The organism is Micromonospora sp. CPCC 206171, assembly GCF_036906755.1.
Classification (GTDB): domain Bacteria; phylum Actinomycetota; class Actinomycetes; order Mycobacteriales; family Micromonosporaceae; genus Micromonospora; species Micromonospora purpureochromogenes.
This window is the reverse complement of record NZ_JBAKHT010000007.1, coordinates 199,915-226,515: the sequence shown is the minus strand read 5'-3', so window position 1 is coordinate 226,515 and position 26,601 is coordinate 199,915. Positions and strand designations below refer to the sequence as shown.

Here is a 26,601-nt window from a genome sequence, read left to right as displayed (position 1 = left end):
GATGTCGACGCTGACCGTCTCCGCCGCACCGGGTGGCATGCCCGCCGACCAGCCCGTGTCGATCTTCGACCCGGTGCATGTCGGGGTGGACGAGTTCGGCCACCCGGTGCGGGTCCCGCTGATCTACCGCAACCTGTTGATCGGTGGGGAACCGGGCGGCGGCAAGTCGACCCTGCTGAACCTGATCGTGGCTCACGCCGCCCTGTCGCTCGACTGCCGGCTGTGCCTACTGGACGGCAAGCAGGTCGAGTTGGGCCAGTGGAAGAGCTGCGCCGACGTGTTCGTCGGCCCGGACATCGCGCATGCCCTGGCCACGCTACGGCGGATGCAGATCGTGATGGACAACCGGTACGCCTACCTGGAAGTGGCCGGCCGCCGGAAGACCCAACGCGATGACGTGTTCAGCCCGATCCTCGTCGCTGTCGATGAGATCGCCTACTTCTCGGCCACCGTCGGGGACAAGAAGACCCGGGAGGACTTCGCGGGTCTCCTGCGGGACCTGGTGGCCCGAGGTCGGGCGGTCGGCATCATCGTCGTCGCGGCGACGCAACGCCCCTCGTCCGACATCATCCCGACGAGCCTGCGGGACCTGTTCGCCTGGCGGTGCGCCTTCCGGTGCACCACCAACGTGTCCTCCGACATCGTCCTGGGCCACGGGTGGGCCGACCGCGGCTGGTCGGCCAACACGATCAGCCCGACCAACCCCGGCGTGGGCCTGCTCATCGCCGAAGGCGGCACCCCGCAACTGATCAAAGCCGCCTACCTCGATGACGCGGCCTGCGCCCGCATCGCCACCCACGCCGCCCGCATGCGGGCCAACCGCAAGGAGCGTGCGGCATGAGTATCCGTATCCGACCCCGGCCGGCCACGTCGCCAACCTGGCCCGCCTCCGACGATTACCACCTGCCGCACCCGGACTGGTGCGCCCGAGGCCATGCCTGCGGCCTGGGCGAGCACCGGGCACAGCCGGTGACCCTCCGGGTCCCCGGTCACGGTGTGGTGGTCCTGACTCGCGTGCTGGCCGCCGACGGCAGCCAGCACGCCGAGATCCGCACCCGCATCAGCCTCGCACCCGGCGACACCAACGCCAGGGCGCACCTGATGCGGATCGTCACCGAGTTCGACGCGGCCCTGCGGCGGATGGTCCGCCCCCAGCGCCGAACCCCATAAGAACGGGCCGGCAGCACCGGGATCAGCCCTGAGAAAGCACCCCGGACGCCACCGACCCGCCCCATCAACAGCCCGGAAGGAGCTGCCGCGATGCACGCTACCCAAAACCAGGTCGCCGAGCAGGTGACCACCCCCGCCCGCACGCTGCGGGACGCCGCCCTGTACCTGTCCCGCCACGGCTGGACGCAGGGCGCCTACTACGACGCCACGTCGGGGTCGTTCACTCCCCCGGCCTGTCTGGTCGGCGCGGTCGGCATGGTCTGCTACGGCGGACCGGTCGACGCCCCGGCGCTCAACCACGCCGACCCCGGCTACCCGGACTTCGCGTTCGCGCTCGACGTGGCCGAGGCGCAGATTGGTCACACCAATCCTGACCCCGAGCACTGCGACGCGTACGGCTTCAACGACGCCCCCGGCCGCACCGCCGATCAAGTGATCGCGCTCCTGCGGGCGGCGGCGGACCAGTGGGACCGCACCAACGGCGGTGCGGCATGAACAAGAACACCGTCAAGCCCGGCTTGACGCGCACCCGCACCAAGCGCGCCAAGCGGTCGGTGGAGACCACCGAGTTCGACGCGTTCGTGCGTCGCATCCTGCGGGCGTATGCCCGTCGGGTCGCGGCCGGCGACATCGAGGCACTGCGGTCGCTCGCGGTGCTGTCCACCGAGGTGGACGCCATGACCCGGCTCGCTGTCACCGGTCTGCGACAGCCTCCGTACCGGTACTCCTGGTCGGAGATCGCCGACCGGCTGGGCGTGTCCCGGCAGGCGGTGCAGATGCGCTACGGCGACCGCGCCGACCGCGTCGCCCTGGACGAGCGGCTCATCCGCGCCGGCCTCGGCGTCACGGTGGCGACCCTCGCCCAGGTCTTCGCCGACCACCACCCTGGTAGCCCGGCATCGTCGCTGTGCCCGGGCTGCGGCTTCCGCTACCCCGACGGGGTGACGGACTGCCCGACGAACGCCACCGTCCGCCCCCTGCTGCACCGGCGGCGCGGCGAGGACAAGCAGGCGCTGTCCGTGCTGACGCCTCACCAGTTCGCCGACCTGCACAACCTGAAGACCGCCCGGACGAACCGGACGGCCACTCGCAGGGCGGCCCAACCCACGCCGCCGGCCTCCCGCGAGGAGCCGACCCTGTTCGGCCTCGCTGAGGGGAGGGCCACGGCATGACCACCAACCCGACCAACCTCCGACCGGCGGCGGGCGAGCCCCGGTTGGCGTCGATCGCCTCGTGGGCGGTGCTGGCCGCGTCGTTCGGCCTGTCCGCCTCCACCTGGATCGCGCTGGCCGAACTCGCCGGCTTCACCGCCCGGATCACCCTGCCCGGCACCTCGGTCAGCCTCGCCCTGGCCTGGCTGATGCCCATCGCGGTCGACGGCTACGTGGTCGTCGCCCTGGTGCTGTGGATGGCTCCCGTGCCCGCACGGGTCGCCGCGTTCGCCAAGAAGAACACCTACGGTGCGGCCGGCATCGGCATCGCCGCCCAGTCGGCCTACCACCTGCTCCAAACCAACGCCAACACCGATGAAACCTGGCGCGTGGCCATGGCCGCGATCGTCGGCGCACTGCCCCCGGCCGTCGCCGGCCTGGCCGTGCACATGCGCGCCCTGATCCGCCGGGAAAGCGGCCGAACCCTGACCGCCGCCACCGGCACCGTCCCGGCACCCGCCGAGACGCCGACCCCAACCGTGACCGTTCCCGCCGTCCCGGCACCGACGCCGGTCCGGCCCGAGCTGCCCATCGTCCCCGCTGTCGATCCCGCCGAACCGGCACCGACGCCGGTCCAGCCCGAGGTCCCGACCCCGGCCCAAGTCGCCACCCGGATCACCGCACCGCGACCGGCCCCCACCCCGGAGCCGTCGACGCCCGCGCCCGATGCGACTGCCCGCACCGCCCGTCCCCGACCGAGCAAGCCCGACACCACCCCGGCACCGACGTTGGCACCGTCCACCACCGACACTCCTGTCACCGCGTCCGACGCTGCCCAACTTCCGCTGCCGATCGTGGCCCCGGACCTGCTCGCCCGAGCGACCCGCGTCGCGAAGCAGTACCGCACCGAGCACGGCACGCCGATCACCCCGGGCCAACTGGCCGTCCGCCTCAAGGTGACCTCCGACGAGGCCACACAAGCCCTCGCGGTCCTGGACCTCGACCCCAACACCAGCAACCGACCCGTCCAGCCCGCCAACGGACGCCCCGTGAAGGCGAACCGTTGACCGTCTCGACGCTGACCGTCGTACCCGAAGCACCCGCTTCGGGTACGGCCCCGTGCGCCGAGCCGACCGCCCCACCCTGGTACGCCAACTCCACCGACATCCGGCTCCAGGCCGCCGCCCGGCTCACCCAACCCGACCTCGCCGGCTGGCTGCGCCACGTCCGCCCGGCCGCCGGCTGCACCCGCCCGATCCGCCTGGTCGGCACCATCGCCACCGTCGAGGCCGCCACGGGCCGCCTCCTGGCGGAGCGGTCGACGGCCGACATGCCTGACGGCGTTATCTACAAGCCGTGCGGCAACCGCCGTGCCGCCGTGTGCCCGACCTGCTCCAAGCTCTACCAGCGCGACGCCTACCAGGTGGTCCGCGCCGGCCTGGTAGGCGGCAAGGGCGTCCCGGAGCAGGTCGCCCACCACCCGGCGGTCTTCCCCACCTTCACCGCCCCGTCCTTCGGCGAGGTGCACACCCGCTACGTCAAGCGGCACACCTGCACCCGCCGGACCTCGTGCGACTGCCGGCCGGAGCCGTGCCACGCCCGCCGGGAGGCGGCGGTGTGCCCGCACGGGGTGCGGCTGGTCTGCTTCGCCCGCCACGAGGACACCGACGCCCGGTTGGGCACCCCGCTGTGCCTGGACTGCTACGACCACGACGCGCAAGCGGTCTGGAACCTCTCGGCCGGGGAACTGTGGCGGCGCACCACCATCGCCATCAACCGCTACATGCACCGCCTCGCCACCGCACGCGGCATCCCCGACATCCCCGTGACCTCGCCCCGCACCGGCAAGACCCGGTGGGTGTCCCCGGTGCGGCTGTCGTTCGGCAAGGCAGCCGAGATGCAACGACGCGGCGTCGTGCACTTCCACGCCATCATCCGCCTCGACGGCCGCGACCCCGACGACCCGGACGCCATCGTGCCGGCCCCGCCGCAGCTCGACGCCGCCGACCTGGTCGCCGCCGTCGACCACGCCGCCGCCACCGTCGGGTTCACCACCGCGGACCACCCCGCCCACCTCGGCGGCTGGCGCATCACCTGGGGCGAGCAGGTGTTGACCAAGGTGATCACCGTGGCCGGGCGTGGCGAGGTCACCGACGCGCAGGTGGCCGCGTACCTGGCCAAGTACGCCACCAAGTCCACCGAGGTCACCGGGCACGCCTCCAACCGGCTCACCGGCGACAGCATCGACATCTACGCCGACCCGGCGGGCACCCACACCGAACGCCTCGTCGACGCCTGCTGGACACTCGGCATCCCCCGAGACTGGCGGCGGCTGCGGCGGTGGGCGCACATGCTCGGGTTCGGCGGCCACTTCCTCACCAAGTCCCGCCGCTACTCGATCACCTTCGCCCTACTGCGCAACCAACGCGTCGTGTTCCGACGCACCCAGAGCAGCGGACCGCAGGAAGCCGCGGCCGACACGGAACCGACCACGCTGGTGGTCAACTTCCTGCAATTCGTGGGCGCCGGCTGGCACACCACCGCTGACGCGCTACTCGCCAACGCATCCGCCGCGATGGCCCGAGAGCACCAGGACGCCGCCCGCGAGTACATACAGACCCTCGTCGCCTGACGCGCGATTCAGCGTCAAGCCCACCTTGACACCAAATCGGAGAGGAGCACGGAGACCGTGAGCAGCACCGGATCGGCACACGCGACCTTCTACCGCCCGGCGGAGGTCGCGGAGATGCTGCGCTGCTCGGAGTGGTGGGTCAAGGAACAGGCCCGTAGACGCCGCATCCCGTACTGCTGGATCGGCGGCAGCTACCTGTTCACCGAGGAGCACATCAGGGAGATCCTCCGGCTGTTCGAGGTCAGGCCGAGCGGCCCTTCCGCCCGGGCAACCGTACGGAGCTCCCGTCGGACCGTCGGTAAGGAGGACGTGCCGGTCGTCCAGCTCAGCGCGCGTGTGCCGCGTCGCGCACGCCGTGCCGCGCCGGACACGGCGGCATAGGCACGGAAGGAGGCAGCAGTTCATGGGGTACGCCGAGAAGCGCGGCGACTACTGGCGGGGCCGGTTCAAGTTGGGGTCGGGGAAGTACGGCACGGTTGTCGACTCCACCGGGGTAACCGTCCGTTTCCGGACCAAGCGGGAGGCGGAGCAGGCCGCGAACGACGCCGAGGCGAAGGTTCGCGCCGGCGCGCGGCGTGATCCGACCGCCGGACGCATGACGTTCGGGGACTACGTGAGCCGCTGGTATGCGGCGCAGGATCTCGCGGCGTCGACCATGCAGAACTACCGCAGGCACATCGAGGAGCACTTGCTGCCGGTCTTCCAGCATCGGGCTGTCGCGGACATCGTGGCCTCTGATGTCGCCGCGTGGGAGAAGCAGGAACGCGCGGCGGGCTACGCGGATTCCAGCGTCAAGACGTGGCGGGGGACCCTGCATCTCGTCCTGGCCGATGCCGTGGAGGAAGGACTCCGGGACTCCAACCCGGCAGCGAGGCGGCGCGGCAGAGGCAAGCGCGCCGGGCGGTCCCGCAACCGTGGCCCGGAGAAGGTGGTGACCACGGGGTTGGGCATCCTGCTCGTTGCCGAGCGGGCTGCCCTGCTGTCGGGTCGCGATGACGAGTTCGTCGCCATCGTGCTCAAGGGTTTCACCGGCATGCGGTGGGGCGAGGTCGTTGGGCTGGAGACCCGGTTCGTCCGGTCGGCTGCCGTCCGGGTCGAGTGGCAGCTGTACGAGTTGGACACGGGGGAGTTGCACCGTTGCCCGCCGAAGGACGACTCACACCGCACGGTCGACACCCCGCAGTGGTTGACGAAGCTTCTGGCGGATCACCTCGCCCGGACGTCGCCGAAGCCTTGCAGGTGTCATGACCGGACGTACGTGTTCCGGGGCCACGGGGTGGCCAACGGCGCGGCGGGACGGACGGGCGCGAAGCTGGTCGACGTGGCCCGTCGTGCCGGGGTGGCAACGGGGACGGTGTCGGCGGTGCTGAATCGCTCGGCGTTCGTGTCCGAGGCGACGCGGGTCAAGGTCGAACTAGCTGTGGCTGATCTCGGCTACGTGCGAGGTGGTCCGGTGGGGGAGCCGGCCGCGCACTGGCGTCGCAACGGCTTCTCGACGTGGCTGTTCCAGCCGGCCGTCACGGGCTGGTACCCAAGGAAGGCGCCCCAGGACGCGCGGCCGGTGCCGGTGTTGGCCGAACCGTGGCCCGGCGTACCCGTGCGGGGGCGGAACGCCCAGGCGCGAGCGGACGCGTGCTGGCTGCCGGTCGCTCGGGGCCTGACGCCGCACGGGCTGCGGCACACCCACAAGACGCTGATGGAGGAGTTGGGCACGCCGCCCAAGCTCATGGATGAGCGGATGGGGCACGAGGACGGCTCGGTTCAAGCCCGGTACTCACACGTGACTGCGGAGATGCGCCGACGGCTGACCGATGGCCTGACCGAGGTGTGGGCGTCGGCACTGGACGCGCGGCGTGCGATGGCTCCGCGCTCGCCGGTGGCGGCGCTGGATCGGCTACTGGCGGCCGGGCGGGGAGAGGCGGGAGAATGAGAGCACAAGATCGTCTCCCAGATTTCTCCCAGGACGGGCCCGAGACGCACATCAGGGCCAGTCTCCCTCAGCGGAAAACTGGCCCTGACCTGCTAATACCTCTGGTCGGGGTGGCCGGATTCGAACCGACGACCTCTTCGTCCCGAACGAAGCGCGCTACCAAGCTGCGCCACACCCCGAGGCGTGCCGACAAATAGTAGCCCACCCGGTCCGATGGTCAAACTCGGTACCCCCTCGGCCTGGCCCGGGGTCCAGGCGCCGGGGGCTCAGCGCGGGATGAGCGTCAGCACGCTCACCTCCGGCGGGCAGGCGAACCGCACCGGAGCGGTGGGGTGGGTGCCCAGGCCGGCGGAGACGTGCAGCCAGGAGTCCGAGCCGGGCCAGCGGTGCAGGCCGCGGGCCATCGAGCGGGGCAGCCCGCAGTTGGTCACCAGTGCCCCGTAGCCGGGCACGCAAACCTGGCCGCCGTGGGTGTGCCCGGCGAGCAGCAGGCTGAAGCCGTCCGCGGCCATCCGGTCCAGCACCGCCGGCTCGGGGGAGTGCGCGAGCGCGATCCCGAGGTCGGCCGAGGCGGCGACCGGCCCGGCTACGGCGTCGTAGTCGTCCCGCTCGATGTGCGGGTCGTCCACGCCGACCAGCTCCACCAGGCGGCCGCCGGCCTTCACCGACGTCCGGGCGTTGTTGAGGTCCGCCCAGCCGGCCCCGGTGAACACGTCCCGCAGTTCCTCGTGCGGCAGCTCGACGCCCTCGGTGTACTCCCGGTCGGGCAGGAAGTAGGTGAATGGGTTCTTCCAGACCGGCCCGGTGTAGTCGTTCGATCCGAAGACGAACGCGCCCGGGTAGTCGAGCAGCGGTTGCAGGGCCCGCAGCACCCCTCCGACGGCGTCGGGATGGGCCATGTTGTCGCCGGTGACCACCACCAGGTCCGGGTCGAGGGCGGCCAGCGAGGCCACCCACTGCTGCTTGCGTGCCTGGTCGGGCATCATGTGCAGGTCCGACAGGTGCAGCACGCGCAGCGGCTCCGCGTCGGCCGGCAGCACCGGCACGTCGTACCGCCGGAGGGTGAACATGTTGCGCTCGATGAGCGACGCGTACGCCAGGGTGGCCGCGCCCGCGGCGACGGTTCCGGCGGCGAGGCGGAATAGTGTGCGCTTTCGCATGCCGTTCAGGGTAGTTTGACCGTCCATGAGCACGCTGAAGGACCGCCTCACCGCCGACATGCGCGCCGCTCTCAAGGCGCGCGACGAGCTGACCACCTCCACCCTGCGGATGGCCCTCGCGGCCGTCGGCACCGCCGAGGTCGCCGGCAAGGCCAAGCGCGAGCTCACCGACGACGAGGTGCTCGCGGTGCTGACCAAGGAGGCGAAGAAGCGGCGCGAGGCCGCCACCGCCTTCGCCGAGGCCGGCCGGGGCGACCAGGCCGCCAAGGAGACCGCCGAGGGTGAGGTGCTGGACCGCTACCTGCCCAAGCAGCTCTCCGACGACGAGCTGGCCGAGCTGGTCGCGGGGGCGCTCGCGGCCGGCGGCTTCACCGGCAAGGCGCAGATGGGCCCGGCCATGAAGGCGGCCCAGGCCGCGGTGGCCGGCCAGGCCGAGGGGGGCCGGGTGGCCGCCGAGGTACGCCGACAGCTCGGCCTCTGATCCGTACGCGAAACGGGCGGGCACCCTCGAAAGGGTGCCCGCCCGTCGTTCGTGCCGAGGTCAGCCGCGGGGCCGAGGGGGTCGGCCCGGAGTCGGCGGGGTGGCGGGCCCGCCGGGGCCCGTGGTCGTCCCGGGCGGGCTGCCACCGCCGCTGCTCACCTGGATGGTGACCACGCCGCCCTTGATGGTCCGGCCCTCCGGGCTGGTGCTGGCGGCCTTGCCCGCCGGGCAGCTCGACGGAACCTTGACGTCCGAGACGACCGCCTCGAAGCCCGCCCCGTTGATCCGGGACTTGGCGGCGTCCAGGTCCAGGCAGGTGACGCTCGGGATGGAGCGCTGGTCGCCCTCGGAGATCTTCTTGCCCGGCGGCTCGAACTTGATCCGCTCCTTGCCCTTCATCGCGTCCCGCAGCGTCTCCCAGACCGGCGGGTTGATGCCGTCGGGCTCGTTGTGCTTCATCTTGACGTTGGTCTGCGGCCAGTCCGGGTCGGCCATGATGCCGGCGACCGCGTACTGCTTGGTCATCGCGACCAGGGCGGCGGTCTTCTCCGAGTCGGTGGTGCCGGACTTGCCGGCCACCGGCGCGTCGACGACCGTCTTGACCTGGCGGGCGGTACGGCTACCGCCGCACTTGCTGGTGGAGGAGTTGTCGCCGACCGGGCAGCGGGCGGCGTCCACGGCGGCCCGGGCCACCTCGGTGCTGACCCGCTTCTCGCAGCGCGGGTTGGCGATGTCGAGCTTGTTGCCCTCCGGGTCCTTGATCTCCTGGACCGGGATCGGCTCGCAGTACTTGCCGTCCGCGGCGAGGGTCGCGTACGCGTTGGCCAGCTCCAGCGGGGTGGTCTGCGAGACGCCGAGGGTGAAGGCGCCCCACTGGTGGGCCGAGTCCTTGGTGCCGGCGAACTTGGCGTCGTTGGCGGCTCGGAACTGGATGCCGAGGCGCTTCGCCACGTCGACCACGTTCTCCGCCCCGACCTGCTGCTGGAGCGGGACGAAGTAGGTGTTGGTCGACTGGGCGAAGGCGCTCCACATGTTCTGCACGCCGCCGGCCTTGCCGCCGGCGTTCTTCGGGCAGTAGAAGTGCGTGCCCGGGCAGGCGGCCGGCGAGCTGCTGTCGATGATGTATTCCGACTTGAACGTCTGCTGGGCGTTGATGGTGTAGCTGAGCGGGATGCCCTTCTCCAGGGCGGCCACGATGGTGAAGATCTTGAAGGTCGAGCCCGCCTGGTAGCCGGTGATGCCCTGGCCGCCGGTGAGCAGCGGGTTGACCGTGTTCGGGTAGTTACCGCGGATCTTTCGCTTGGCCTTCGCCGGGTCGCTGGAGATCTTGTTCTTCGGGCTCTTCGGATCGTCGATCTTGAAGGACCGGTTCACCGCGAGCGCCCGCACCCGACCGGTGCCCGGCTCCACCACGGCGACCATGGCGGCCTCCTTGGCGGTCTCCTTCTTCGCCTTGCGCACCGCCCGGTCCGCACCCCGCTGCGCCTGCGCGTCGAGGGTGGTGATGACGGTGTAGCCGCCGCTCTTGAGCCGCCGCTCCCGGTCGTACGTGGTCGAGCCGAACGTCTCCTGCTGCAGCCACCAGCGGTAGAAGTAGTCGCAGAAGAAGCCCCAGCCCTTCTCGTTGGTGGAGACGCAGCCGTTCGGGGTGCGCTTGTCCTTCACCACCATCGGGGCCGCCTTGGCGGCGTCCGCCTCCTGCTGGTTGATGGCGCCGATCTTGACCATGTTGTCGATCACGTAGTTGCGCCGGTCGAGGGCGAGCGGGCGGCCGCTACGGGTGGTCGGGTCGTTGGTGGTCGGCGCCTTGACCATGCCGGCCAGCATCGCCGCTTCCTCGATCTTCAGCTTGCTCGGCGGTTTGCCGAAGTAGACCTGGCTGGCGGCGTAGATGCCGTACGCGCCGTTGCCGAACGAGGCGATGTTCAGGTAGCGCTCCAGGATCTCGTCCTTGGAGAACTCCTTGTCGATCTGGATCGCGTAGCGCATCTCGCGCAGCTTGCGGGCGCTGGTGTCCTCGGTCGCCGCGACCACGTCGGCCGGGTGGGTCGCCGAGTAGGCGATGGCCAGCCGGACGTACTGCATCGTCAGCGTCGAGGCGCCCTGCTGGGAGTTGGTGCCCGACTGGTTGTTGACGAAGGCACGGGCGACACCGTTGAGGTCGACGCCGTTGTGCTTGTAGAAGTCGTGGTCCTCGGCGGCGATGATCGCCTTCTGCATGACCGGCGCGATGTCGGCCAGCTTCACGTCCCGCCGGTTCTCGTCGTACATGGTCGCCAGCGGTGTCTTGCCGTCGGAGGCGAGCAGGTAGCTGATCTGCGGCGCGCGGGCCACGGTCAGCTCCTTCGGCAACGCGCCGAAGGTCTCGGCGCCGGCCTTCGCGGCCAGGCCGGACATCGCCACCGCGGGGAAGGCCGCCGCCGCGACCACCACCCCGGCCAGCAGGCCACAGACAAGCAGCGATGCGGCGTTGGTGAAGACATTGTGGTCACGTTTCCGCATCCAGGTCACCTCGACAGGGTACGCGAGTAGGGAACGAGGGGCGCTGGGGCGTTCTTTCCCCATTTCCTGCGCGCGCCGACCTCGTTGTGCTAAACGCACGACCCCCGGTACGTGGTTGCGTGTGACCTGCCGCGAGTCTCCACCGAATGGTGGAGCCTCCGCAGCGTTTTCACGTACCCGGGCCGGGTAAGCGGCGGGCGAAGGCCCGGGAAGCCGGGAGTGTCCGGAATGATGGATTTCGCCGACAACGTTGCGTAATCAGGCGACTACAGAGCATGATGGTGGCGGCGACAGGGCCACACGTCGTCCGTGCCTCCTTGGGGAAGGAACGGGCCGGACGACCGGGGGGAAATTCACGGCTGGTCGCACGAGGTCGGTAGGTACTGCAAGGGGGGACGTGTACACATGGGCATGATCACTGACTGGCCGTCACTGGCGGCGTGTCAGAACGGGGACCCGGACGCGTTGTTCGTACAGGGCGCCGAACAGAACGTGGCGAAGAGGATCTGCCGGAGCTGCCCAGTTCGGTACGAGTGCCTGGCCGACGCGCTCGACAACCGGATCGAGTTCGGGGTGTGGGGTGGCATGACCGAACGCGAACGCCGGGCGCTGCTGCGCCGGCACCCGCAGGTGACGAGCTGGCGCAAGATGTTCGAGGCCGCGATGAAGAAGAACGCCAAGGACCAGACCGGCAAGGACAAGGTCCTGGTCACCGCCGCCGGCTGACGCCGGTCACGGCCGGCTGATCGCCGCGCCGATCGTCCGCAGCCCGTCGACGTCGTGCACGTCGGCGGGCTGCGCCGTCACCGACACCGCCGGCACGGTCGGGAACGCCTCGGTGAACCCGGTCGCCACCTGCTGTTCGCGTACCGCCTGCTGGGCCAGCGCGGCGTGCGCCCGCAGCACGTCGACGGTCGCGTCGTGCCCGCCCAGCTCCGCCAGCCGCCCCGCGGCGGCGACGCTCTCCGCCGCGCCCAGGTCCGGCACCGCGGGCCGGTGCACCCGGTTGAGCACCAGGCCGGCCAGCGGCATCCGCTCCTCGCGAAGCCGGCCGGCGAAGTAGGCCGCCTCCCGGACCGCGTCCGGCTCCGGCGCCGCGACCAGCAGGAAGGCCGTCTCCCGGGCCTGCAGGATGCGGTACGTCTGCTCCGCCCGCTGCCGGAAGCCGCCGAACATCGAGTCCAGCGCGGCGACGAAGCCGGAGAGGTCGGTGAGCAGCTGCGCGCCGAGCACCTTCTGCACCACCTTGGAGAACATCCCGAAGCTGGCGGTGACCAGGCTGAACATGCTCCGCCCGCCGCTGCGCGCCGGCGCCAGCAGCAGCCGCAGCATCCGCCCGTCGAGGAAGCGGGAGAGCCGGGCCGGGGCGTCCAGGAAGTCGAGCGCGGAGCGGGACGGCGGGGTGTCCACCACGATCAGGTCCCACTCGCCGCGGGCGTGCAGCTGGCCCAGCTTCTCCATCGCCATGTACTCCTGCGTGCCGGCGAAGGTCGAGCTCATGGCCTGGTAGAAGGGGTTGGCGAAGATCTCCGCCGCCTTCGCCGGATCGGTGTGCTGGAGCACCACGTCGTCGAAGGTGCGCTTCATGTCCAGCATCATGGCGTGCAGCTGGCCGCCGCTGGCCTCGACGTCGAGCCCCTTGACCTGGCGGGGCGTGTTGTCCAGCTCGGTCAGGCCGAGCGACTGGGCCAGCCGGCGGGCCGGGTCGATGGTGAGCACCACCGTCCGCCGGCCGTGCCGCTCGGCCGCCCGCAGGGCGAGTGCGGCGGCCGTGGTCGTCTTACCCACACCGCCGGCGCCGCAGCACACGATGATCCGCACGCCGGGATCGGCGAGGATCTGGTCGACGTCCAGCCGTGGCGCCGCGTCTTCGGAAGGCACCAATCGAGCGTATCGGGCCGGTGGGGTCCGTGCGCCCGGGCCGAGGTCAGGTGTGAGTCAATCCGCCCGGCCGAGGAGTTCGGCGAGCCGATCCAGCCCGGCCCGGTCCACCCCGTCGGGGAGCAGCGGCAGCTCGGTCAGGGGCAGCCCCAGCTCCACCAGGTCCGTCCGGAGGGAGTCCTCCAGCTCGCGCCGGATCTGCTGGTCCCGTGCCTCGCCGGCCAGCCCGGCCACGGTGGCCCGGTCGGCCGGCAGCCCGGCGGCGAGCAGCCCCCGCTTCAGCTCGGCCTGGGTCACCTCGCGCCCGGCCGGCACCGGCGGCCGGGCGCCGTTGACGATCACCCGCCCCACCGGGAACCCCAGCTGGGTCAGCTCGGCGATCGCGTCGACCGTCTCCTGGACCGGCATCTCCTCCAGCAGCGTGACCACGTGCACCGCCGTCATCGGGGAGCGCAGCAGCGCGGCGACCCCCTCGCTCTGGGTCTTGATCGGGCCGACCTTGGCCAGCCGGGCGGTCTCCGCGGTGACGTTCAGGAAGCGGCCGATCCGCCCGGTCGGCGGTGCGTCCAGCACCACCGCGTCGTACGCCCGGCGCTGGCCGGTGGTGCGGGTGGTCGCCTCCTTCACCTTGCCGGTGAGCAGCACGTCCCGCAGCCCCGGCGCGATGGTGGTGGCGAAGTCGATGGCGCCGAGCTTGCGCAGCGCCCGGCCGGCCGCGCCGAGCTTGTAGAACATGTCGAGGTACTCCAGCAGGGCCTCCTCGGCGTCCACCGCCAGGGCCCGTACCTCGCCGCCGCCCGGGGCGTCGGTGAGGTGCCGCTCCTCGTACGGCAGCGGGTCGGTGCCGAAGAGCTGGGCGATGCCCTGCCGCCCCTCGACCTCGACCAGCAGGGTGCGCCGGCCCCCCTCGGCCAGGGCCAGCGCCAGGGCCGCCGCGACACTGGTCTTGCCGGTGCCGCCCTTGCCGGTGACCACGTGCAGGCGGGCCGGCCATCCATAGGCCGGGTCGGCCGGCCGCTCTGCTGCTCGCACCCGTCGAGCCTATCCACCCGGCGGCGTCAGGCCACCTCGCAGACCCACCAACCCGTCTTCCGTACGACGGTGAAGCGCAGCGCCTGCTCGGCGACCTTCTCGTCGGCGGTGGTCATGGTGACCTTGGTGGTGACCGTGGCCCGGTCCCCGGTCTGGTTGTCCACCTTCGGGCTGGCCCAGCGGAAGCGCGGGTTGGCGTAGCCGGCCGCATACTTGCGTACCTCGGCCACCTTGGCGTCGAGCTTCTCCTGGTCGCGGGCGTCCGAGCAGACGTAGTCGGCCGCCTTCTTCGCGTCCTGGTCCCGGTAGACGGCGGTGAGGAAGTTGTCCACCGCGACCGCCGGCTCCTTGGCGCCCTCGCCGTCCTCGGTGTTCCGCAGGGCCAGGAAGGCGGCCGTCCCACCCCCGCCGCAGAGCAGCAGTGCGCCGGCCAGCACCAGCGAGGCGACGAGCAGGCCACGCCGGCGCCGGGCCACCGGTGCCTGGTACGCGGGGTAGGCGGGCGGGGGTGGCGGGATGGCGCCCGGCCGGGACTCGTCGGGGGTGGTGTCGCCCGGCGCGGGGGTGGCCGGCGATCCGGTCGCTCCGTCGTTCGGCGGTTGGGTCATCTGGTCCCCCGGGGGATGGGCGTCCTCGCCGCCGCTGGGCGGGGAAGAGGGTGCGGGCGCGGCGGGCGACGTCGATCGCCCGTCCGAGGCAGAAGGGTAGCGGTCGATGGGTCCTTCCGTGGCGCACCGTTCACGAGCCATCGGCCCGCGTCGTCACGTTCCGGACGAGGCATCTGTCGCATATGTGACTCCAGGTGATCAACCATGCGCGTCCCGTTGTGGCCGTCTGGGCTGCGGTCCTACGTTCGTGCCGGCGGGGGAGCGGGTCGGGGCGGGGTGGGCCCGGTCCGGACGGCGGTCAGTTCATGTTTTGAGGCCCGGAGGCAGTGCATGCGCGACGCGGACAACATCGCTCGAGCCCAGTTCCCGCCCGGCGACCGGGCGGGCCGGCTCGCCGACCGGGGGGACGCGGACGGGCCGCTCGGCGGTCTCCCGCTCAACGAGCGGTCCTACCGCCGGTGCGCCGAGCCGAACGAGGTGCTGCGCATCCTGAATCGCGCGGGCGGGCGGGACGAGGACGAACCCGGCTACGTCATCCACCTGCCGATCCGGGTGGCCGACCTGTCGGCGGCCACCGCGCTGGCCGGCACGGTGGCGGTCTCGCTGGGCTTCCTGCCCGAGCTGGACGCCGGGGAGACCACCGTCTCGACCGTCGACGACCAGAACAACCGACACCGCGTCTTCTGCGACCTGCTGCTGCCCGACAAGTCCCGCTGCCCCCAGCCGTACGACCACGAGGGCCCGTGCGGCGAGGTGCCGACCGCCCCCGAGCAGCGTCCCGCGCCCCGGCCGACGCCCAAACCGTAGGCTGTGCCTGGAAACCAGTCCACGCCAGGCAAGGGAGCCTTCCACCGATGCAGAAGTGGGAATACGCCACGGTCCCGCTGCTGGTCCACGCGACCAAGCAGATCCTCGACAACTGGGGCGAGGACGGCTGGGAGTTGGTCGCCGTGGTCCCCGGCCCGAACCCGGACCAGCTGGTCGCCTACCTGAAGCGTCCGAAGGGCTGACGGGCATGAGCAACGGACCCCACGCCAAGCTGGCGGAACTCGGGCTGGCCCTGCCCGAGGTCGTGCCGCCGGTGGCCAGTTACGTGCCGGCGGTGCAGTCCGGCCAGCACGTCTACGTCTCCGGCCAGCTGCCGATCGCCGAGGGCAAGCTGCTCGCCACCGGCAAGGTCGGCGCCGGCGTCTCCGCCGAGCAGGCCAAGGACCTCGCCGAGCGGTGCGCGCTGAACGCCCTCGCGGCGGTCGACTCCCTGGTCGGCCTGGAGAACGTCGTCAAGATCGTGAAGCTGACCGGCTTCGTCGCGAGCGCGTCCGGGTTCACCGGCCAGCCCGGCGTGATCAACGGCGCCTCGGACCTCTTCGGCGCCGTCTTCGGCGAGGCCGGCCGGCACGCCCGCTCCGCGGTCGGCGTCGCCGAGCTGCCGCTCGACGCCCCGGTCGAGGTCGAGGTCATCGTCGAGGTCGCCTGACCGCATTGCCCCCTCCCCGCGATCCTGCGGTTCCGTGGCCGATGAAAGGCGCGAACGGCCACAAACCACTGGCGGAAGCTGCAAGATCGCGGGGAGTGGCGGGCGGGGTCGTACGATCGCAGCCATGGGCGGGCATGTGACGGGGCCGGTGGCCGCGCTCGCGGACGGGCTGCCCGGCTGGGTGACCCTGTTGCGGGCGCCCAACCCCGGGCCGATGACGCTGGACGGGACGAACACCTGGGTGCTGCGTGCCGCCCCGGGCGCGCCCGCGGTGGTGGTCGACCCCGGGCCGGCGGACGAGGGCCACCTGGGCCGGATCGCCGCGCACGGCCCGGTCGGCTCGGTGCTGATCACCCACGGGCACCCCGACCACACCGAGGGCTCCGCCCGCCTCGCCGACCTGCTCGACGGGGCCGCCGTGCGGGCCGCCGACCCGGCGCACACCATCGGCGCCGCGCCGCTGACCCCGGACGCCCCGGTGGAGGCCGCCGGCTTCACGGTCCGCCTGGTGCCGACCCCCGGGCACACCGCCGACTCGGTCTGCTTCCTCGCCGAACACGGCGACGAGCGGGTCGTGCTCACCGGCGACACCATCCTCGGCCGGGGCACCACCGTGGTCGCCCACCCCGACGGGCACCTCGGCGACTACCTCGCCAGCCTCGAACTGCTCTCCGCGTACCGGGGGATCCCGGCGCTGCCCGGGCACGGCCCGGCGCTGGCCGACTGCGGTGCGGCGGCGGAGTTCTACCTGGCCCACCGGCGGGCGCGGCTCGACCAGGTCCGCGCGGCGGTCGAGGCCGGCGCGACCACCGCGCCCGAGGTGGTCGCCCGGGTCTACGCCGACGTCGACCGGTCGCTCTGGTGGGCCGCCGAATGGTCGGTCCGGGCCCAACTGGAGTACCTCGGGGTCGCCTCCCGGGAATCCGGCACCGGGGTCACGGAGTTGGAGCAGCCGTGACCTGCCCCGTGTGCGGCACCGTCGCCGTGCCCGGCGCCCGCTTCTGCCACAACTGCGGCGCCGCGCTGCCGGCCGCCGCGACCCTGCCCGCCGCCGAGCGGCGGGTCGTCACCGTGCTCTTCGGCGACCTGTCCGACTTCACCTCCTGGTCGGAGGACCTGGACCCGGAACGGGTAGGCGCGGTCACCGACCGGGTGCTCGCCGCGCTGGCCGGAGCGGTCAAGACCTTCGGCGGCCACGTCGACAAGCTCACCGGCGACGGCATCATGGCGGTCTTCGGCGCGCCGGTCGCTCACGAGGACGACGCCGAACGGGCGGTCCGCGCCGCGCTGTCCATGCAGCGGGCGGTCCGCCGGGTGCTCGACGACGAGCGGGGCGGCGGCGCGCCGCTCGGCCTGCGGGTCGGCCTGAACACCGGCGACGTGATCGCCGGCATCCAGGCGGCGATCGAGTACACCGTCATCGGCGACACGGTGAACACCGCCGCCCGGCTCGCCGACGCCGCCGCCGTCGGCGCCGTCTACGGCGGTGCGCGCACCTCCGCCGCCACCCGGCACGTCGCCTCCTGGCGGGCGCTGCGCCCGCTGCGGCTCAAGGGCAAGCGGGAGCCGGTGGAGGCGTACGAGCTGCTGGGCCTCCTGGACGCCCCGGGCACCCGCTCGGGCCTCGGCGACGAGGCGCCGTTCGTCGGCCGGGAGACCGAGATCGGCCGGGTCGCCGGCCGGCTCGCCGAGGTGATCGACCGGGGCGAGCCCCGGGTGCTGCTGATGACCGCCGAGGCGGGGATCGGCAAGTCCCGCTTCGCCGCCGAGGTGGAACGCCTCGCCGCCGGCTACGACGTCGGCGCCGGCCGGTACGCCGCGCACACCGGCGCCCGGGTGCTCTCCGTCCGCTGCGCCGCCTTCGGCGAGCGGCGCCGGCTCGCCCCGCTGGCCGACCTGGTCCGGGCCGCGGTCGGCCTGCCCAACGACACGTCCACCGCGCTCACCCGCCCGGCGGTGGAGGAGCGGCTGCGCCGGCTCGGCCAGCGGCTCGGCCGGCAGGGCGGCACCCCGCTCGCCACCGACCAGCTACTGGCCCTGCTCGGGTACGCCGAGCTGCCCGGGGGGCACGGCAGCGCCACCGACAACGGGGAGTGGGCCGCCGGCGGCGCGCCCGCCGACGCCGAGGCGGTGCCGAACGCGGTGGCCGGCCTGCTCAGCGCCCTGGCCACCGAGGCGCCGCTGGTGATCGTCGTGGACGACCTGCACGACGCCACCGCCGAGACGATCAGCGCGCTCGGGCTGACGCTGTCCCGGCTCACCGGCCCGGCGCTGGTGCTGCTGCTCGGCCGGCCGGAGCTGGTGCGGACCGCGGGGGCGCTGACCCGGGTCGCCGACGCCGAGGTGCACGCGCTGCCCCCGCTGCGCGGCGCCGACGCCGCCCGGCTGCTCACCACCTACCTCGGCGGCGGCCGACTGCCGCAGGCCGACGCGGACCGGCTCCTCGCCACCGCCCAGGGCAACCCGTTCTACCTGGCCGAGCTGGTCACCCTGCTGATGGAGCGGGGTGCGCTCACCGCGGTCGCCGAGCGGGGCGCCGGCAACCCCGGCGGCTGGCGGCTGGCGCCCGGTTCGCTGGGCAGCCGACTGCTCTCCCGCGACCTGGCCGCCGTGCTCGCCGCCCGTATCGACGCGCTGCCGGCGGGCGCCCGCTCGGTGCTGCGGGACGCCGCCGTGGTCGGCGACACCGTGCCGACCGGCACCCTGGAGGCGCTCCGCGAGCTGCGCGTCGGGCGGGACGGCCGCCCCGCCGCGGTGGCCGCGGTGGAGCTGGAGCGGGCCGTCGAGGAGCTGCTGCAACGCCGCATGCTGCACCGCACCCGCACCGGGTACGCCTTCGCCACCCCGCTGATGCGGGAGGCCGCGTACGCCGGGGTGAGCAAGGCCGAGCTGGCCGAGCGGCACGCCGCGCTGGCCCGGTGGGCGGCCCCGGCGCCGGACGGCCCGGTCACCCCGCCGGGCGGCTTCACCGACCCGGCCCGGGACGACTTCGTCGCCGAGCACGTCGAGCGGGCCGCCGGGCTCGCCGACGCGGTCAAGCTCCGGCCGGACGCGCCGGCCCGCACGGTCACCCCGCTGGGCGTGGCCGCGCTGGGCCGGGCCGCCCGCCGGTCGATGCACGCCGGCGAGCCGGCCCTCGCCGTCGAGTACGCCGAGCGCGCCGCCGAGCTGGCCCGGGACGGGGTACCCGCCGCCGACCGGGTGGTGCACGCCCGGGCCCTGCTCCAGGTGGGCCGCCCCGCCGACGCGCTCGCCTTCGCCGAGAAGATCGCGGCCAACGCCGGCGACGACGCGGCCACCCGCACGAGCGCGCTCCTGCTCGCCGGGCAGGCCCACCAGACCCTCGGCGACCAGGCCCGGGCGGTGACCTGCTGGCATGAGGCGTTGCAGGTGGCCACCGCCGGCGGGCTGCCCACGTTGCGCGCCTCGGCGATGCGCCGGCTCGGGATGGCCGACTTCGTCGCCGGCCGGCTCGGCCAGGCCAGCAGCCGCCTCGCCGCGTCGTACCAGGTCAGCCTCGCCGCACAGGACCGACGGGGGCAGGCCTGGTCGTTGCAGAACCTGGCCTGGGTGACCACCACCCGGGGCGACTTCGCCGGCACCGACGCGGTGCTCGGCCGGGCCGCCCGGCTCTTCGCCGAGCTGAAGGACCCGTACGGGCGGGCCTGGCTGCGCGGCACCACCGCGTTCGCCCGGCTGCTCGCCGGCCGGCTGAACGAGGCGTGCCGGCTGGCGAACGTCTTCCTGCCCTTCGGTGAGCGGGTCGGCGAGGCGTGGGCGGTCGGCACGCTGCGCGCGGTCGAGGCGTTCGCCGGCGCCGAGTTGGGCGAGATCGCCGAGGCGGACCGGTCGGCCCGCCGGGCGTACCGGGACTTCGCCGAGGTCTCCGACGACTGGGGGCGTGGCTTCGCCCTGGTGGCGCGGGGTGTGGTGGCGCGTGGCCTAAGCGAGCCGGAGCACGCCGCCGACCTGCTCACCGACGCCCTCGCGTACGGCGAGCGCACCTCGCACCCGCTGCTCACCGGGATGGCCGGCACGCTGCGCGGCTTCGTCGCGCTGGACATGGGCGACTGCGAGACCGCCGAGCGGGACGCCCGGGCGGTGCTGACCGCCGTCGAACCGCACAACCCGCAGGCGCCGGCGCAGGTCGCGCCCCGGGTGCTGCTGGCGACCGCCCGGCTCGCCGCCGGCGACTCCGCCACCGCGGTCGGGTTGCTGGCCCCGGTGGCCACCACCGCCTCGAACGCCCCGACGCTGCTCTTCTCCCGCCGCCAGACGATGGCCCGGTACGCCTCCGCCCTGCTCGCCCACGGTCAGCGGGAGCAGGCGCTGGACTGGGCCCGCCGGGCCGTCGCCGCCCCCGCCGAGGACGTGCGCAGCCAGGTGATCGGGGCGAGCGTGCTGGCTGAGGCGCTGGCCGCCTGCGGCCGGCCCGCCGAGGCGCTGGCCTGCGCCGAGGAGGCGGTCCGCCTGGCGTACGCGACCGAGCAGCGCAGCGAACGCGCCGCCGCCACCGCCCTCCGCGCCCGCCTCTCCCCCGGCGCCTGACCCACCCCTGGCCCCCACCTCCCTCCGGCCTGCACTTTCAGAGAAAGAGTGGCTATTCCGGCGTGGATGGCCACTCTTTCTCTGAAAGTGCCCGCTCCGGCGACGGCGGGGGTGGGGGTGCTGCGGGAGGGAGGTCTGGCGGTTTCGGGGATGTGCGCGTCGGTGGGGGCGGTTAGCGTGTCCTTCCACGCGGTCGGTCGCCCGGCCGCGCCCTGGGGGTGGGGAGGACAGATGAGGCTGCCGCGTTCCGGCGCCGGCTGGACGATCGCGGTCTTCGGCGTGCTGGCGCTCCTGCTCGGCGCGCTCGGGTTGGTCTGGCCCGAGGCGCAGTTGCGGATGCTCGGCTTCGAGGTGCCCGCGCGCCGGGCGGCCGGCGACTACACCGGCACGTTCCTCACCGCCTCCGCGATGGCCTCGTTCAACATGGGCGTCTACTACCTGCTGGCGGTCGCCACCGAGTGGCGGGCCTTCTACCGGTTCACGGTCGTCTTCCGGCTGGTCACCTTCACCGTCTTCACCCTGATCGTGCTGGCCGACGTCGCGCCGGACCGCTTCTTCGGCGTCGCCGCGTGGGAGGGGCTGGGGGCGCTCGCCACCGCCGTCGGCCTGCGCTGGGACGCCCGCCGGGCGGTCGTGCCGACATCCGTCGATGGCCCGGACGGCGTCGCGCCGGGTGCCGGTGAGAGCGCCGGTCCCGCACCGGCCGCCGGTACGGTCCGCTGAGCGCTCCGGCGGGACGGGTATTTTCAGAGCTGTGACCGAGACCCCGCCCGGCGCCCTCCGGCTGCCCATCGTGCCCGGTCTGACTGATTTGCAGGTGTTCGCCCGGGGTGGTTACGCGACCGTCTACCGGGCCACCCAGATCTCGGTGGGGCGCGAGGTCGCCGTCAAGGTGGAGAACCGCACGCTGGACAGCGAGCGGGACCAGGCCCGGTTCCTCCGGGAGGCGCGCGCCGCCGGGAAGATGTCGTCCCACCCGCACGTGGTGGACCTCTTCGATGTCGGGGTCACCGTCGACCAGCACCCGTATCTGATCATGGAGCTCTGCGACGGCTCGTACGCCGAGCGGATGCGGACCTCGCCGCTCGGCCCGGCGGAGACCCGCGACCTCGGCATCAAGATCGCCGACGCGCTGGCCCACTCCCACGCGGCCGGAGTGCTGCACCGCGACGTGAAGCCGGCAAACATCCTGCACTCGCACTTCAACCCGGCGGTGCTGGCCGACTTCGGGCTGGCGGTGCTGGCCGAGGTGCGCGACGCCTCGGTCACCCTGGAGGTGCTCACCCCGGCGTACGCCCCGCCGGAGATGTTCAGCCACAGCCCGCCCTCGCCGGCCGTCGACGTGTACGCGCTCTGCGCCACCCTCTACGCGGTGATGCACGGCCGCCCGCCGCGCTGGCAGTCGGAGCGGAACCCGAGCCTGGTCACCGTGCTGGAGATGTTCAACCAGCCCATCCCGGAGCTGCCCGGGGTGCCGACCGAACTGGTCGACGTGCTGCGCGCCGGGATGTCCAACGACCCGGGCGCGCGTCCCTCCGCGTTGGAGCTGCGGGACCTGCTCACCGCCCTGCCGCTCGGCGCGGTCCCGTCCCCGGTCAGCGGGGTGCCGGTGAGCGGAGCGCCGATCTCCGGGGGCCCCTCCGGGCCGTACACCGTGGACCGGTCCGGCCCGCCGCGGCCGGTGCCCGAGGACGCCCACCCGACCGTGCCGCACGGGCGACGCCGGCGACGGCGGTGGTTCCTCGGCGGCGCCGCGGTCCTCGCCCTGGCCGCCTCGGCGAGCGCCGGTGCCTGGGTCGCCGGCAACGCCGCGTCGGTGGCCGCCCCCACGCCGACGCCGACCGCCACCGGATCCGCCTCACCGGCCGCGTGGGGCTCGCTGCCGGGCTGCGGCGCCGGCTCGTCCACGCTGACCCTGCCGCCCGGGGCGCACTGCGCGTCAGGGCTGGAGTGCTTCGGCCCGGTGCGGTTGCGCGGCGACCGGGCGGTGGCGCCGCAGGTGTCCTGCGACGGCCGGCACACCTGGGAGACCTATGTGGAGGGTGAGCTGCCGCCCACGCTGGTCGGCGCGGGGCACGCCGCGATCAGCGCGGACCCCGCCGTCCGCCGGGTCTGCAACGCGCGGACCTTCCGGCTCACCAGCGGGCTGGCCTATCCCACCGGCTGGAACCTGGAGGTCCTGCCGCCGAGCGGCACGGACACCGGCCGGACGTTCCGCTGCCTGGCCGGCAAGGGCGTGGACGCGCTCGCCTCGCCCACCCTCATCGGTCCCTGAGCTCGTCCAGCTCCTCCAGTTTCGCGCGGACGGCCGCGCTGTCCAGCGCGTCGAGGGTGTCGGCGTCGAGCACCGGGGGGCCGACGTCCGGCGGCCCCGGCGGGGTGACGCCCGTCGTCGGGGGCTGCTCGCGCACGGCGGCCACGGCGGTGCCGGCGATCGTGGCCAGCAGCACGCAGAGCAGCGCCAGCCCCACCGTCAGGATGTTGGCGGGGTGCCGCACGAGCAGGGTCGCCAGCACCGCGACGGCGGCGAGCGACGCGACCGCCGCCACGCCGCGCGGGTCCGGCCTGAGGATTCGTCCCACCCGACAAGCATCTCCGGGTGGGACGCGCTGTCAATCCGCGCACCGGTGGGTCACGACGGCGGATCCGCCGGCCGCCCGGTGCGATGATCCGATCACTTCGTCCGAAGGAGGAACGCCGATGCGCCGGACGTCCCGGATCGTCGTCGCACTGCTGGTGTCGGGCCCGCTCGGCGCCTGCGGGTCGGGGTCGTCGCCGGAGGAGGCCCGCCCCTCCGTGCTGGTCACCACCTCCGCCGCCACACCCTCATCGCCGGCGGCGAGGGTGTCCCTCGCCGAGGCCCTGTCCCGCTACGTGACCGCCACCTACGGCGGCGACCACCGGTACGTCGGCGACTGCGCGGGCGCCCGACCGGACCCGCGGGGCGTCTGTTCGCTGGAGAAGGCCACCGTGGACGCCGGCACCGTGTATGCCGTCGGCGCGCCGTCCAGCGAGACCGACGCCTTCCTGCTGCTGCGCGCGGACGCCGCCGGTTGGCGGGTGGTCGACGACCACGTGCCACCGGAGTCGGGCGGGCCGACGTCCGGGCCGCAGCCGGACTGGTTCGAGGAGGCCGGCTCCTGAGTGGAGGAAGGATGCCGATCAGCGTCGACAATGAAGATTTCGTTACATCGTTCGGATAATTGGTCCCTTTGATGGCGTTTCGCCGGGCCGCGATCATTGTCTGCCGCCCCTAGGGTGACGGAGGTCGAGGTTCACCTCGACGTATCCCCGTCCTCCACCGGAAGGCAGCACATGCCACGTACTTCCCGGTCCCTGGCCGCGGCAGGACTCGCCGGCCTCTTCCTCGCCGGATCGGCGATCGCGCCCGCAACCGCGTCGCCCGTCACCACCGGCTGGGGTCGACCCACCACATCGGACCGCACCAGTCCCGCCGAGGCCCGGCGGGTCGACCGCGTGCCCACGCCCAAGCTCGACTGGTACGCCTGCTACGGCTACGCCGAGTGCGCGACCACCCGGTTGCCGCTGGACTACGACCAGCCCAAGGGAGCCACCACCGAAATCGCGCTGCTCCGGGTAAAGGCCCGCGACCAGCAGAGCCGGATCGGCAGCCTCTTCCTCAATCCGGGCGGCCCGGGCGGCTCCGGCACCGACATCGCGCTCGCCGCGCCGTACTTCCTCTCCGACGAACTGCTGGACCGCTTCGACATCGTCGGCGTCGACCCGCGCGGCGTCGCCGCCAGCGACAACGTCAAGTGCTTCCCGTCGGTCAAGGACCAGACCAGGGCGTACGCCGGGCTGAACGTGGCGTTCCCGTGGACGAAGGCCGAGGAGAAGGCCTACATCGCCTCGTCGAAGGCGGTCGGCCGGGCCTGCTCCACCACCGGCAAGCCGCTGACCGGGGCGATGTCCACCGCCGAGGTCGCCCGGGACATGGAGGTGCTGCGCCGGGCGGTGGGCGACAAGAAGCTCAGCTACCTCGGCTTCAGTTACGGCACCGCGCTCGGCCAGTACTACGCCAACATGTTCCCGGACCGGGTCCGCGCGCTGGCCGTCGACGGGGTGCTCGACCCGAACGCGTGGGTCGGCCAGGGCAAGGCCCGCGGCGACCTGCAGGAAACCCGGCTGCGCAGCGCCGACGGCGCGTACCAGGCGCTGCGCGAGATCCTGCTCCGCTGCGACAAGGCCGGCGAGCAGGCGTGCCCGCTGGCGGCCGGCGACCCGGTCGCCTCGTACGAGCTGGTGGCGCAGCGGCTGCGCAAGAAGCCGGTGGTGATCGACGACCCGGACGCGGGCTCGTTCACCGTCAGCTACGCCGACTTCGTCGGCGCCAGCCTCAGCTCGCTCTACAGCCCGTACGGCTACGCCGACATCGCCTCGATCACCGCCGACCTGCTGGTGCTCACCGACCCGGGATCGGCCACCGCGGCCCGCCTGGCGCAGGCCCGCACGGCCGTCGCCAAGCGCGCCGAGCAGGCTCGACAGCAGCGCAGGTACGACTTCCCGTACAACAACGGGCTGGAGACGTTCCTCGGTGTCGACTGCACCGACGCGTACCACCCGAAGGACGCGGGTGCCTGGCCGGCGCTGACGGCCAAGGAGGACAAGCGGGCCCCGTACTTCGGGCGGGCCTGGGGCTGGAGCGCCGCGCCGTGCGCCCGGGACACCTGGACGGTGCGCGACGAGGACGCCTGGACCGGTCCGTTCAACCGGAGGACCAGCGCCCCGGTGCTGGTGGTCGGCAACTACTGGGACCCGGCCACCAACTACGACGCGGCGGTCAGCTCGGCGAAGCTGCTGCCGAACAGCCGGCTGCTCAGCAGCGACAGCTGGGGGCACACCGCCTACGGGACGTCCGCCTGCGTGACCGGTGCCGTCGACGCCTACCTGCTCAAGGGCACGTTGCCGAAGAAGGGCACCGTCTGCACCGGTGACGTGCAGCCCTTCGTCGAGGTGCCGGCCGAGCCGGAGACGTCGCGGGCCGCCGCGCCGAAGAGCGCGCTGGCCGCCGAGGGCGAGCCGGCCCGGGGCGAGCCGAAGCGCCTGCCGCCGGTCGTCGCGCCGCGGCCCGCCGTGGGCACGCTGACGGTGCGCTGACGGTTCGCTGAAGGACGCCGGGGTACGGCGGGCGCTCGGGTCGCCTGTCGTACCCCGGTCACTCCCACGCCGTTCTGGTGACCGCCGAGGACGCTGCAAAGATGCGGGCCAGTGCTCCGCCGTTCAGAGGTCGGGGGTGAAGTCCCGCGCGGGAGGCCGGCTAGGCCGGGGCGTGCTCTGACCTGGCCGGTTCTGCTGCTCGATGGACTGACGCAGGACAGTCAGGGGTGCGCCGTCGACGGACCCAGCGAGGTACGAAACCGACCAGAGCCAGTTGGCCCGGTAGTAGTCACGTGGTTCGCCTTCGCCATTGAACTCGATCAGTTCGATGTCGAGGTCGGCGCACAGCTCGCGTGGTCTTCTTCAGTCGCACCAGGCGCCGGTCGCTGGATACGCGGTGTCGGAAATTGGTCACGAAATGAGCGGGCAGCGCGAAACGCGATGTCTGCCGGAGCGTAAGCGTACTGCTCTTTGTCGTAGGTCAATGCCAGACTGTCCGATGTGCAGCTCCGGTACAACTACCGCGTCTACCCGACCCTCGCCGAGCAGCAATCGCTGGCGAGGGCGTTCGGGTGCGCGCGGGTGGTGTTCAACGACGGGCTGCGCGCGCGGCAGGAGGCCCGGGAGCAGGGCCTGCCCTACATCTCTGACGGGGACCTGTCCAAGCAGGTGATTACCGAGGCGAAGACGACGCCGCAGCGGGCGTGGTTGGGCGAGGTGTCGGCGGTGGTGTTGCAGCGGGCCCTCGCCGATCTGAACCTGGCGTACCGCAACTTCTTTCCATCCCTGTCCGGGAACAGGAATCCGCCCGCCCGCTGCGCGCCGCTCCACGCGCAGCACGGAGGGAATCCCAGTCCTTAAGGGCGGGGAGAACGTCAATGTCGGTGTCCCGCAGGCCGTGTCCGTCAGCG

26 protein-coding genes and 1 tRNA gene are annotated in these 26,601 nt (G+C 72.9%); 20 read left to right on the top strand and 7 right to left on the bottom strand.

The features are described 5' to 3' along the window. Position 1: 1 nt before the first annotated feature. The 8 genes from V6U89_RS11860 (at position 2) to V6U89_RS11825 (ending at position 6,883) form a co-directional block, all read left to right on the top strand. Positions 2–841, top strand: coding sequence for an FtsK/SpoIIIE domain-containing protein (locus V6U89_RS11860; RefSeq protein WP_334570943.1), 840 nt, complete (start codon positions 2–4; stop codon positions 839–841). Further along, entirely contained in the window at positions 838–1,170 is a 333-nt protein-coding gene (locus V6U89_RS11855) for a hypothetical protein (RefSeq protein ID WP_334570940.1), read from the top strand. Before V6U89_RS11860 ends, V6U89_RS11855 begins: the two co-directional genes overlap by 4 nt. Before the next feature lie 90 nt (positions 1,171–1,260). Further along, complete coding sequence (locus V6U89_RS11850; protein ID WP_334570938.1) at positions 1,261–1,665, top strand: DUF6197 family protein; 405 nt, start codon at positions 1,261–1,263, stop codon at positions 1,663–1,665. Further along, on the top strand, positions 1,662–2,342 hold the full coding sequence (locus tag V6U89_RS11845) for a hypothetical protein (RefSeq protein ID WP_334570936.1): 681 nt from the start codon (positions 1,662–1,664) through the stop codon (positions 2,340–2,342). Before V6U89_RS11850 ends, V6U89_RS11845 begins: the two co-directional genes overlap by 4 nt. Then, entirely contained in the window at positions 2,339–3,388 is a 1,050-nt protein-coding gene (locus V6U89_RS11840; protein ID WP_334570935.1) for a hypothetical protein, read from the top strand. Before V6U89_RS11845 ends, V6U89_RS11840 begins: the two co-directional genes overlap by 4 nt. Then, a complete protein-coding gene (locus V6U89_RS11835; protein ID WP_334570933.1) occupies positions 3,385–4,953 on the top strand; it encodes a replication initiator in 1,569 nt (522 codons plus the stop codon). The genes V6U89_RS11840 and V6U89_RS11835 overlap by 4 nt, the downstream gene beginning before the upstream one ends. 57 nt (positions 4,954–5,010) lie before the next feature. Continuing rightward, positions 5,011–5,334: a helix-turn-helix domain-containing protein gene (locus V6U89_RS11830; protein ID WP_334570932.1), complete on the top strand. Its 324-nt coding sequence runs from the start codon at positions 5,011–5,013 to the stop codon at positions 5,332–5,334. A 22-nt stretch (positions 5,335–5,356) separates the two neighbouring features. Next, positions 5,357–6,883, top strand: coding sequence for a LacI family DNA-binding transcriptional regulator (locus V6U89_RS11825; protein WP_334570930.1), 1,527 nt, complete (start codon positions 5,357–5,359; stop codon positions 6,881–6,883). Between the two features lie 102 nt (positions 6,884–6,985). Here V6U89_RS11825 and V6U89_RS11820 read toward each other — a convergent pair. Both V6U89_RS11820 and V6U89_RS11815 read right to left on the bottom strand, forming a co-directional pair. Then, positions 6,986–7,062 (bottom strand) — tRNA-Pro (locus tag V6U89_RS11820). An 87-nt stretch (positions 7,063–7,149) separates the two neighbouring features. Beyond that, a complete protein-coding gene (locus V6U89_RS11815; RefSeq protein ID WP_334570928.1) occupies positions 7,150–8,043 on the bottom strand; it encodes a metallophosphoesterase in 894 nt (297 codons plus the stop codon). Positions 8,044–8,068: 25 nt separating this feature from the next. On the opposite strand from V6U89_RS11815, the gene V6U89_RS11810 reads away from it, so the two are divergent. Continuing rightward, positions 8,069–8,524: a GatB/YqeY domain-containing protein gene (locus V6U89_RS11810; RefSeq protein ID WP_154941316.1), complete on the top strand. Its 456-nt coding sequence runs from the start codon at positions 8,069–8,071 to the stop codon at positions 8,522–8,524. A gap of 60 nt (positions 8,525–8,584) precedes the next feature. Here V6U89_RS11810 and V6U89_RS11805 read toward each other — a convergent pair whose 3' ends face one another. Beyond that, on the bottom strand, positions 8,585–11,026 hold the full coding sequence (locus tag V6U89_RS11805; RefSeq protein WP_334570927.1) for a penicillin-binding protein: 2,442 nt from the start codon (positions 11,024–11,026) through the stop codon (positions 8,585–8,587). 405 nt (positions 11,027–11,431) lie between these two features. On the opposite strand from V6U89_RS11805, the gene V6U89_RS11800 reads away from it, so the two are divergent. Then, positions 11,432–11,752 (top strand): WhiB family transcriptional regulator, encoded by a 321-nt coding sequence (locus V6U89_RS11800; protein WP_280837348.1) that lies wholly within the window; start codon positions 11,432–11,434, stop codon positions 11,750–11,752. 6 nt (positions 11,753–11,758) lie between these two features. Here V6U89_RS11800 and V6U89_RS11795 read toward each other — a convergent pair whose 3' ends face one another. From V6U89_RS11795 to V6U89_RS11785, 3 genes are read right to left on the bottom strand one after another with little or no spacing between them, the layout of a single operon-like run. Next, entirely contained in the window at positions 11,759–12,910 is a 1,152-nt protein-coding gene (locus tag V6U89_RS11795) for an ArsA family ATPase (protein WP_334570926.1), read from the bottom strand. A gap of 54 nt (positions 12,911–12,964) precedes the next feature. Continuing rightward, positions 12,965–13,939, bottom strand: coding sequence for an ArsA-related P-loop ATPase (locus V6U89_RS11790; protein ID WP_334570925.1), 975 nt, complete (start codon positions 13,937–13,939; stop codon positions 12,965–12,967). Between the two features lie 26 nt (positions 13,940–13,965). Then, complete coding sequence (locus V6U89_RS11785) at positions 13,966–14,547, bottom strand: Rv0361 family membrane protein (protein WP_334570924.1); 582 nt, start codon at positions 14,545–14,547, stop codon at positions 13,966–13,968. Between the two features lie 330 nt (positions 14,548–14,877). Between V6U89_RS11785 and V6U89_RS11780 the strand changes: the two genes are divergently transcribed. The 7 genes from V6U89_RS11780 (at position 14,878) to V6U89_RS11750 (ending at position 22,847) form a co-directional block, all read left to right on the top strand. Continuing rightward, positions 14,878–15,354, top strand: coding sequence for a hypothetical protein (locus V6U89_RS11780; RefSeq protein WP_334570922.1), 477 nt, complete (start codon positions 14,878–14,880; stop codon positions 15,352–15,354). Positions 15,355–15,401: 47 nt separating this feature from the next. Continuing rightward, entirely contained in the window at positions 15,402–15,557 is a 156-nt protein-coding gene (locus V6U89_RS11775; RefSeq protein WP_088959894.1) for a hypothetical protein, read from the top strand. Between the two features lie 5 nt (positions 15,558–15,562). Further along, on the top strand, positions 15,563–16,024 hold the full coding sequence (locus tag V6U89_RS11770; protein WP_334570920.1) for a RidA family protein: 462 nt from the start codon (positions 15,563–15,565) through the stop codon (positions 16,022–16,024). Positions 16,025–16,148: 124 nt separating this feature from the next. Continuing rightward, a complete protein-coding gene (locus V6U89_RS11765) occupies positions 16,149–16,982 on the top strand; it encodes an MBL fold metallo-hydrolase (RefSeq protein WP_334570917.1) in 834 nt (277 codons plus the stop codon). After that, positions 16,979–20,572, top strand: a complete 3,594-nt coding sequence (locus V6U89_RS11760; RefSeq protein WP_334570916.1) for an adenylate/guanylate cyclase domain-containing protein — start codon at positions 16,979–16,981, stop codon at positions 20,570–20,572. Before V6U89_RS11765 ends, V6U89_RS11760 begins: the two co-directional genes overlap by 4 nt. A gap of 231 nt (positions 20,573–20,803) precedes the next feature. Next, the gene (locus V6U89_RS11755) at positions 20,804–21,295 is read left to right on the top strand and encodes a hypothetical protein (RefSeq protein ID WP_334570915.1); all 492 of its coding nucleotides are present in this window, start codon (positions 20,804–20,806) and stop codon (positions 21,293–21,295) included. A 31-nt stretch (positions 21,296–21,326) separates the two neighbouring features. Further along, a complete protein-coding gene (locus V6U89_RS11750; protein WP_334570913.1) occupies positions 21,327–22,847 on the top strand; it encodes a serine/threonine-protein kinase in 1,521 nt (506 codons plus the stop codon). On the opposite strand, the gene V6U89_RS11745 is transcribed toward V6U89_RS11750, so the two are convergent. After that, positions 22,834–23,154 (bottom strand): hypothetical protein, encoded by a 321-nt coding sequence (locus V6U89_RS11745; protein ID WP_334570912.1) that lies wholly within the window; start codon positions 23,152–23,154, stop codon positions 22,834–22,836. The two genes, V6U89_RS11750 and V6U89_RS11745, sit on opposite strands and share 14 nt — an antisense overlap. A gap of 118 nt (positions 23,155–23,272) precedes the next feature. Between V6U89_RS11745 and V6U89_RS11740 the strand changes: the two genes are divergently transcribed. The 3 genes from V6U89_RS11740 to V6U89_RS11730 all read left to right on the top strand — a co-directional run bounded on the left by V6U89_RS11740 (position 23,273) and on the right by V6U89_RS11730 (position 26,551). Next, positions 23,273–23,716 carry a hypothetical protein gene (locus V6U89_RS11740; protein ID WP_334570911.1) on the top strand — a complete coding sequence of 148 codons (444 nt, stop codon included), beginning with the start codon at positions 23,273–23,275 and terminating at the stop codon, positions 23,714–23,716. Positions 23,717–23,887: 171 nt separating this feature from the next. Then, the gene (locus V6U89_RS11735; protein ID WP_334570910.1) at positions 23,888–25,690 is read left to right on the top strand and encodes an alpha/beta hydrolase; all 1,803 of its coding nucleotides are present in this window, start codon (positions 23,888–23,890) and stop codon (positions 25,688–25,690) included. A gap of 501 nt (positions 25,691–26,191) precedes the next feature. Continuing rightward, entirely contained in the window at positions 26,192–26,551 is a 360-nt protein-coding gene (locus V6U89_RS11730; RefSeq protein ID WP_334570908.1) for a transposase, read from the top strand. The last annotated feature ends 50 nt before the right edge of the window (positions 26,552–26,601 follow it).